This is a genomic window from Alkalinema pantanalense CENA528, assembly GCF_050753345.1.
In the GTDB taxonomy this organism is placed as follows: domain Bacteria; phylum Cyanobacteriota; class Cyanobacteriia; order Leptolyngbyales; family Leptolyngbyaceae; genus Alkalinema; species Alkalinema pantanalense.
This window is the reverse complement of record NZ_JBLZFX010000160.1, coordinates 1-7,479: the sequence shown is the minus strand read 5'-3', so window position 1 is coordinate 7,479 and position 7,479 is coordinate 1. Positions and strand designations below refer to the sequence as shown.

7 protein-coding genes are annotated in these 7,479 nt (G+C 44.9%); 5 read left to right on the top strand and 2 right to left on the bottom strand.

Translation table 11 applies throughout. The annotated features are described in order from the left end of the window. The first annotated feature begins 117 nt into the window (after positions 1-117). From cas3 to cas5, 4 genes are all read left to right on the top strand, one after another. A complete protein-coding gene (cas3, locus tag ACN4EG_RS26600; RefSeq protein WP_431633308.1) occupies positions 118-2,370 on the top strand; it encodes a CRISPR-associated helicase Cas3' in 2,253 nt (750 codons plus the stop codon). Beyond that, the gene (gene cmx8 / locus ACN4EG_RS26595; protein WP_431633307.1) at positions 2,367-4,025 is read left to right on the top strand and encodes a type I-MYXAN CRISPR-associated protein Cmx8; all 1,659 of its coding nucleotides are present in this window, start codon (positions 2,367-2,369) and stop codon (positions 4,023-4,025) included. The genes cas3 and cmx8 overlap by 4 nt, the downstream gene beginning before the upstream one ends. Before the next feature lie 61 nt (positions 4,026-4,086). Beyond that, positions 4,087-4,995, top strand: coding sequence for a type I-B CRISPR-associated protein Cas7/Cst2/DevR (gene cas7i / locus ACN4EG_RS26590; RefSeq protein WP_431633306.1), 909 nt, complete (start codon positions 4,087-4,089; stop codon positions 4,993-4,995). A gap of 2 nt (positions 4,996-4,997) precedes the next feature. Then, the gene (gene cas5, locus ACN4EG_RS26585) at positions 4,998-5,786 is read left to right on the top strand and encodes a CRISPR-associated protein Cas5 (protein WP_431633305.1); all 789 of its coding nucleotides are present in this window, start codon (positions 4,998-5,000) and stop codon (positions 5,784-5,786) included. Between the two features lie 21 nt (positions 5,787-5,807). Here cas5 and ACN4EG_RS26580 read toward each other — a convergent pair whose 3' ends face one another. After that, entirely contained in the window at positions 5,808-6,440 is a 633-nt protein-coding gene (locus ACN4EG_RS26580) for a hypothetical protein (RefSeq protein ID WP_431633304.1), read from the bottom strand. Between the two features lie 38 nt (positions 6,441-6,478). Further along, positions 6,479-7,087, bottom strand: coding sequence for a Uma2 family endonuclease (locus tag ACN4EG_RS26575; RefSeq protein ID WP_431633303.1), 609 nt, complete (start codon positions 7,085-7,087; stop codon positions 6,479-6,481). A 147-nt stretch (positions 7,088-7,234) separates the two neighbouring features. On the opposite strand from ACN4EG_RS26575, the gene ACN4EG_RS26570 reads away from it, so the two are divergent. Beyond that, positions 7,235-7,479: hypothetical protein (locus ACN4EG_RS26570; protein ID WP_431633302.1), on the top strand; the 245-nt coding region annotated here is incomplete at its 3' end.

Genomic DNA, 7,479 nt, shown 5'->3' with positions numbered 1-7,479 from the left:
GCATACTGCATTTGAGCAATTGATCCGTCCTATGAATCAGTTCATCTGTCCTTCAGTGCAGCGATTAAACCTGCAACTTATCTTTTCCTCTGCTTAGAGTGACTGAAGAGGGTTAAAGTGACGGATGCTGATGAGTTCTTACACCATCTGTATCTTGCTGCTTTGTTTCATGATATTGGCAAGGCAAATGCTCATTTCTATGAAGCTGTGTTGAAACAACGGAAACAACAGGCATTGCGGCATGAAACTATCAGTACCTTGATCTTACATTTGCCACAGATTCGAGACTGGCTAAAGGCTAGCCCGCTGCCATTAGATTTGGAAATCATCACGGCGGCAGTTTTATCGCACCACTTGAAGGCACATCCAGAGGACTGGTCAACGGCCAAAGGACTCAAACCAGGGGATGAAATAGAGCTTTATCTAAATGCATCCGATTTTACAGGGCTGCATCCAGAGGTTAATAACATTCTTCAGCAGGTTGCTGCAATTGCAGAAATTCCTGAATTCACAGGTGAGTTACCAGACAAATGGATTGCTGATAGTGGCTTCTGGCTGGGTATTATGCGGGCTGCTGAGGAAAGTGGTAAGGCTCTAACGAGAAGCCTGAAACCTCCTCGATTCAAGTCTAAGACTGATAACTCAGAAAGACAACCCAAACGTTCCCTTTTGCTGGCAGTCAAAGCTGGTTTAATTGCAGCCGATTCCGTTGCTTCTGGTGTGTTTCGCACCAAAAGTTCTGAAGCAATTGTTGAATGGGTTGACAAGTATTTGCACCGTCCTAAAGTAACAGCACAGGAAATTGAAGATGAGATTTTGCAAAAACGCTATCAACAGATTCGAGAGAAGTTTGGCAAGTTTGAGTTGAAGGAGTTTCAGAAGAAAGCTGAGTTTTTAGCAAATCGCGCTTTGCTTTTGAGTGGATGTGGCACCGGGAAGACTATCTTTGCCTATAAGTGGTTGCAAAAGATGGTGGAGACCTATGATGTTGGTCACATTATCTTTCTCTACCCCACGAGAGGAACTGCCACTGAAGGGTTTAAAGATTATGTGGCTTGGGCACCGGAAACTGACGCAAGTTTGCTGACAGGCACCGCAACTTATGAGCTACAAGCAATGGCAGAAAATCCTGAAGAGGGTAGTAATTCGGTCAAGGATAAGGACTTTACCACTGATGCGCGGCTCTTTGCGTTGGGTTATTGGGGTAAGCGATTTTTCTCGGCAACTGTCGATCAGTTTCTATCATTTTTGACGCATAGCTACGGCAGTATATGTCTATTGCCTGTTTTAGCAGATTCAGCGATCGTCATTGATGAGATTCACAGCTTCTCACCTCGGATGTTTGGACACTTACAAAATTTGCTGAAGAATTTTGATATTCCAGTACTTTGCCTAACAGCAACCCTACCTAAAGTCAGGCGGGATACTTTGTTAGAAGCGAAACATGGACTTCAGTTAGAAGTCTTTTCAGCCGAGGATGATGCCGAACTAGAGCAGATTGAACAACGGAATCGGTATGTCATTCAATCTATCGCTGATCAGGCAGAAGCAGAAAGCATTGTGAAGCAAGCCTATGCTGATGAAAACTGTGTTTTGTGGGTAGTGAACAATGTCGATCGCTGTCGCCAAATCTCCAATACCCTAACGCAAGCTGGAATCGAGGTCTTAACCTATCACAGTCGCTTTAAGTTGATAGACCGGAAAGATCGCCATCGCGAAACTGTTGATCGATTTGCCTTCAGTAAAACGGAGAAGCAAAAACCTGTGGTTGCAGTGACCACTCAGGTATGCGAGATGTCACTAGACCTGGATGCCGATGTATTGATTACAGAACTAGCTCCTATTTCATCATTAGTACAAAGATTTGGGCGCTCCAATCGTTCTTCCGAGCGTCCCGCTGATTTTCGCTCTCAGATTTATGTTTATGCTCCACCGGAAGGCAAAATTAAACCATATCAGGATTTTGAGTTAGATCTCAAAAAAGGTGAGAACAGTAAAGTCCAGCAATTTATTCAGAAAGTTTCAGGTGAAGTCAGTCCTTATGAACTCGCGGAGGCTTTATTGGAGTATTCACCCGATGAATCTCAGGTTAGGGAAGAGTCTTCATTCATTACCAGTGGTTATTGGGCAACCACTCAATCATTTCGTGGTAATGAAGAGGAATTCACCACTAATGCAATTTTGTGGCGCGATCTCGATCTCCTCAAGACTCGAATCAATGCCAAAGAACCCTTTGATGACTTGATTTTACCGGTATTGAAATCTAGGAAGTTTTTATATCCTGATGAAGATCGACCTAGTTGGATGCCGAAGTATATTGCATTAGCAAGGGATGAATTTTATTGCCCAAAACGGGGGTATGGCACATGAGTGACGTTTTGGAATTGTCCTATCAATTGGCTGAATTACCTTCTGCTCAGCACCGAGCAGGTTTGGCAGGGTTAGTTCTCTGTCTTTACTATCTCGATAAACAATCTTGGTTTAATGAGCGACAGAAATCTGGTGCCATTGTTGAGTTCGATCAGGATAGTTTGGATGAATTTGGAGTCACGATTCGGCTAAATGAAGCGGGGCTGAAAGCCTTGTTTGATTACACCTATGATGCGTTTAAGGATGAGCGATCGACGCAAAATAAGGTTAAAGATGCTGATCGAATTGAAGAGAAGGAAATCACTGATGAAAAGGGAAAAGTCAAAACAATCAAGATTTACCACTACTCCGTGCTTCAACCCAAAGCAGCTTTTCTACCAGCGCTTGATCTCTCCAGCGAAGAACCAAATCGAGGGCTGTGGATTAAGCTCTGGCGAGATATGGTGTGGAATATTGTGCGGGGAGTACCTGCAACCCGTAACCCTTTCGTAGAGGAGCGTTGGGAAAAGGGCTACACCAAAGACAGTGATGAATGGAAGAGCTTACAGAAATCGGAGAAATCTACAGGGCAAACAGGGCAGTATTTTCTAGGTTCAGCAGCCATCAATGCAGAGAATGTACCCACTAAAGATCAGGTGAAATATCAATTTTTGCTGCACTTTTGGGTATTTGTTTCTCAGGTCTATTGTCCAATGGTTACCGATTCAGAAGGTAAACCAGAACAAGTCGGTTATGCCATTGCAGTACCTGATGTAGCGAACCTCTCGCTATTTTGTGAAGAGTTTTGTGATGCTTTACAGAATCATAGAAATAATGATCCGTGGCCGCGACGACGCTTTTTGCCAAGAGAAGCAGTAATTGATGTGCCAGAGGAGAGTGCATTAGATTTATTGCGTCTCTTGAAAGATCGAATTGGGCGCAAGGGCAAACAACTAGATGATCTAGTTTTGGGTGCTGAAATCATTCAAGCAGAGAAGGTTAGTACAAGCGGTGTCAAGATTCGCTCGATTGGCTATGTCGAAGCGATTGAAAGCACCATTGATCGTTATAGCAATTTACAACGACTGTATTGGTGTCATTGGTTTCGCAAACAACGGTTGTTGAATTTACTGCGATCGCAACCTGACCCAGATCAACCTGATCGTCTCAAAGAAGTACCTGCTTGGATTGAGTTTGATGCATTGTTGAGTCGAGTCCCACGTCGATGGTTACAGGATTCTGCCTTTAGCCATGATGCGCGAATGCTATTTGAACACGAGGTTAAAGTGAAAGAAATGAAAGAAGTTAGAGATTATGCCAAGATTGTCTACAAAGTTTGCCAAGGTTATGTGCTTGGGAAACTTGCCTCCAAGTATGATTTAACTTGGGATGAATGCAAAGGTAATCCAAAGAAGGAAAAAGACTATAACGAGAAGAAGGAGAAGGTTGTCAATGAGGCGTTTTTGTCAGTGAGGTCACGCACTGACCAGCAAGCTTTTATTGACTACTTTGTCTCGTCCCTATACCCCCGGGTCAAAGAATCAGAATTTGTCCAATTTGCAGAAGCCTTATATAGCAAAACTGATGAAATTCGTGCTCTGACACTTTTGGCACTGTCGAGTCAGTTTCCCCTTCCTTCCAAAGATTCTAAGCAAGCTCAAGAATCTGCTGCCTAAGTTTTGACGTTACCTCTGATGCCCATTGGGTGTGGTGTTCACTCCAGCTTTTTCAACCACTATGAGTAATCTAAATCTGTTTGCCACTGTTTTGACCTATCCTGCTCCATCTGGGAACTATCGCGGTGAATCTGAAGAAAATCGTACTATTCTACAGAAAATTAGTAAGGATGGGGCAAAGTACGCCATTGTCAGCCCTGAATCTATTCGCAATGCCTTGCGAGAAACCTTGATCACGCTTGATGTTCCCCACAATCGGACTCGGTTGCATGACGAAGATCAGCTTGCTGTTGAGTTTAAGGAACTGCCCAATGCCGAAAAGTATGCCGATGATTTTTTGTTCGGCTACATGATTGCCAAACTCCCAGAGGATTTAAAGAAGAAGAAAGATTTGCCACCTCTCAAGCGGGATAGTGTATTCCGCTGCAATATGGCAGTGGCTCTCAGCCCGTATAAGTATGATGCTGTTTTTCATCAATCTCCTAAAAACGCTGGAACTAGTCCCTGGCAAAATTCTGGTAGTTCTGCCTTGCTTCATCGGGAGGTAACCCACACAGCCTACCAGTATCCCTTTGCATTGTCCCAAAGAGATTGTCTTGCCAAGCCAGATTGGGCAAAAGCTTTGCTAAAGGCGATCGCGCAGCTAAACGGCGTAGCAGGTGGCCATGCAAGAGCTTATTACGAATTTGCTCCTCGTTCCGTTGTTGCAAGACTGACACCGAAGTTAGTAGCAGGGTTCAATACTTATGGCTTTGACCCTGAGGGCGCATTTCCTGAACTAGTTCAACGAATTGGGAAAGCAGAGGAAGCCGACTGTGATCTTCCTGGTAATCAGTTTTGGATAGGTGGTGAACTTGTTCGTAATTTGGATGCTGAAACTAAAACCAAACTTGATGAAGCAGGTGTTCATCTATTTGCTAATCCTGAAGCTTTACTTGATGCACTCGCCAATGCATTCTTAGGAGAATAAAAATGTTTCTCCGACTTCAAGCACCTTTTGCTGCATTTCGTCCATTTCAATCAGGGGGATATCGCTCAACGACCCCCATTCCATCTCCTTCCACTATATATGGACTACTGCTCAATCTTGCGGCGATCGAACAGCGTGCGGAACTCACAACTCCTGTAACCCTGATGCGAGAGAACTTGCCAGAGATGGAAATTGCTATCGCACAAGTAAAACAACCAGAATTGGCAATTTTATCCCAACAGTTACATCAATATCCGGTTGGTGCATCGGGTGCTGAACTGGCCAAAAAGACCTATGGCGCAAAATATTGGATCGCGCCTGTGCGTCGAGAAGTATTAGTTAATCTAGACATAGTGGTAGGAATTAAGGCAGAACAAGAATTGTGCAATCGCATCTTGGCAGGACTCAACGGAGAACTAGAAGATCTAAGATATGGCCTACCTTTTGCAGGAGACAATAACTTCTTGTTCAACATTATTAAACCTGCCAACTCTTTAGATGATCTGGTTGTAGGAGAGGAAAAATCATTTCTATTACGTTGGTACAGCCCAATTACATCAGGGATACGGCCTCAACCAGGAGTTTGCCGATTAACAACTTGGATTGACAGATCTGATAACTCTAAAACTGAGATTACAGTTTTTGCTCCTGGAAATTTTTGCCGTACCATTCCTCCAGATAATCACCCAGCTTGGATACAGTTACCCGGACAATCTTGTCGGAATAATTTGCCAAACCTAGACAACAAGTCAGTTTCATCAAAACCTAAGCGGAATAAGAAGACAAAATAAGACGAGAACCCCGATCGTGCCTTATCCCAGGACGATCGGGGTTTCTCCTTGCAGAATTCCAATTAGCGTGCGTGTCACAAGTTCCAACTCCTGTGGAACCGGATGCAAAGGCAAATACTCAATCACATGGTGGGCCGATCGATCGTATTGTCCAAATCGCCAAATCTCACCCGTTGACACCGCACCATACAAAATGGGATTTTCACTTTCGATCCAGCGATCGAGGGCGATTAGTTCAACGGCAAGCTGGGTAAAGCCTTTAGTCAAATCCGATTGCTTGGCTTCAATAATCAGGAGGTGACTAGGACTAGGGATGTAGTAATCGAGGGATCCCTTGAGCCAATTACTAACTGTAAGTGAATATTCAATATTGATGGGATAGTTTAAGCGATCGCAGATCTGATCGATTAATGGAAAAATTAGCGCCTCACGTCTTGCTTGTTCTGTTGTTGTATTGACCCGTCTCAGCCGCCGCCGCATACTTTCGGCTAGTGCGGGTAGCCAATCCAGTTCGATTTGCGTGTACGGCAGGGTTTCTCGATCGGTGCGCTCTAAGGTGCAACCTAAGTCAGCCAAAATATCTTCTGGGGCGTAGGGGAGATCGAAGTATTTGCTAAAGGTGTAGGACTCGTTGGGATTGAGTACCTTGGGCATAGGTCACGACCTCATTTAGGGGGAGTCAGGGGGTGGGTTCAAGACCGATCGCGGTCTGATTCTACGATCGATGCGTCGATCGGGGTTTCTAAAATGACATCTTCGTACAGTGCATCGACGGCAAGGGTTAATCCAATGCTGGTGAGGGTGAAGGTTTCGCCTTCGCTGTAGGACGTATATTCCCAGATTCCGGAGGCATTGCGGCGAAAGAGTTCGATGGATTTGAGGTCTGAACTGACTAGGCCATATTCCTGGAGGCTGTCTAAGTTGCGGTAGAGGCGGAATTTGCCTCCCCGATCGTAGGCTTCGGTGCTGGGCGAGAGGACTTCGATAATTAAACAAGGAAATTGAATGTATTGTTTAGCAATACGATCGCGATCGTCACAACTAACGCTAACGTCGGGATAGGTAAATGGCCCTGCTTCACTAATCGCCACTTTGGCATCTGAGTTTCTGACTTTACAGGAACCTGTTAGATGGGGTTTGATGGCAGTGGCAATATTCAGGGCGATGTCGGCGTGGGGTAGGGTTCCCCCGGTCATTGCGTAGACTTCCCCATCGAAATATTCGTAGCGTTCGGGTTGTTGTTCTTCCCAGGCGAGGTATTCCTGGGGGGTAAAGCGAGGTAAATCACGGGCAGCGACCATGGCTGAGTCTCTCCTGGATGAATCTATGGTGGTTTCATATTGGTTCTATTGTAAGTCTTGGCGATCGTGATGGTGGCTGTGAATGTGTGGCGGCTCTGAAGGTTGCAGAGTAGTAAATTTATACGCGGAAGCAATTTTGCCGGGTACATGGTGCATGGTGGAAAGGTCAATCCTGAAATGATTCTTAGGAAACCCGGTAATGACGACGATCGATCTTTTATTGGCGGAATCTCAGACAACAACTCAGGCAATACCAACGCCAACGCTAAGAGCATTCCACGGAATAAATCATCCTATAATATAGAGGGCGAGTTCCCAAAAGCAAGCAATGGAAGCAGGCAGCATTCAACTGACGGCAGCACTCAAATCGCTGTTCAAGGAAACATCCGAGC

What these genes read in the sequence shown, in the direction of transcription:
- cmx8 (WP_431633307.1), top strand. Translation starts at nt 2,367, where the DNA reads ATGAGTGACGTTTTGGAATTGTCCTATCAATTGGCTGAATTACCTTCT.
- cas7i (WP_431633306.1), top strand. Translation starts at nt 4,087, where the DNA reads ATGAGTAATCTAAATCTGTTTGCCACTGTTTTGACCTATCCTGCTCCA.
- cas5 (WP_431633305.1), top strand. Translation starts at nt 4,998, where the DNA reads ATGTTTCTCCGACTTCAAGCACCTTTTGCTGCATTTCGTCCATTTCAA.
- ACN4EG_RS26580 (WP_431633304.1), bottom strand. Translation starts at nt 6,440, where the DNA reads ATGCCCAAGGTACTCAATCCCAACGAGTCCTACACCTTTAGCAAATAC.
- ACN4EG_RS26575 (WP_431633303.1), bottom strand. Translation starts at nt 7,087, where the DNA reads ATGGTCGCTGCCCGTGATTTACCTCGCTTTACCCCCCAGGAATACCTC.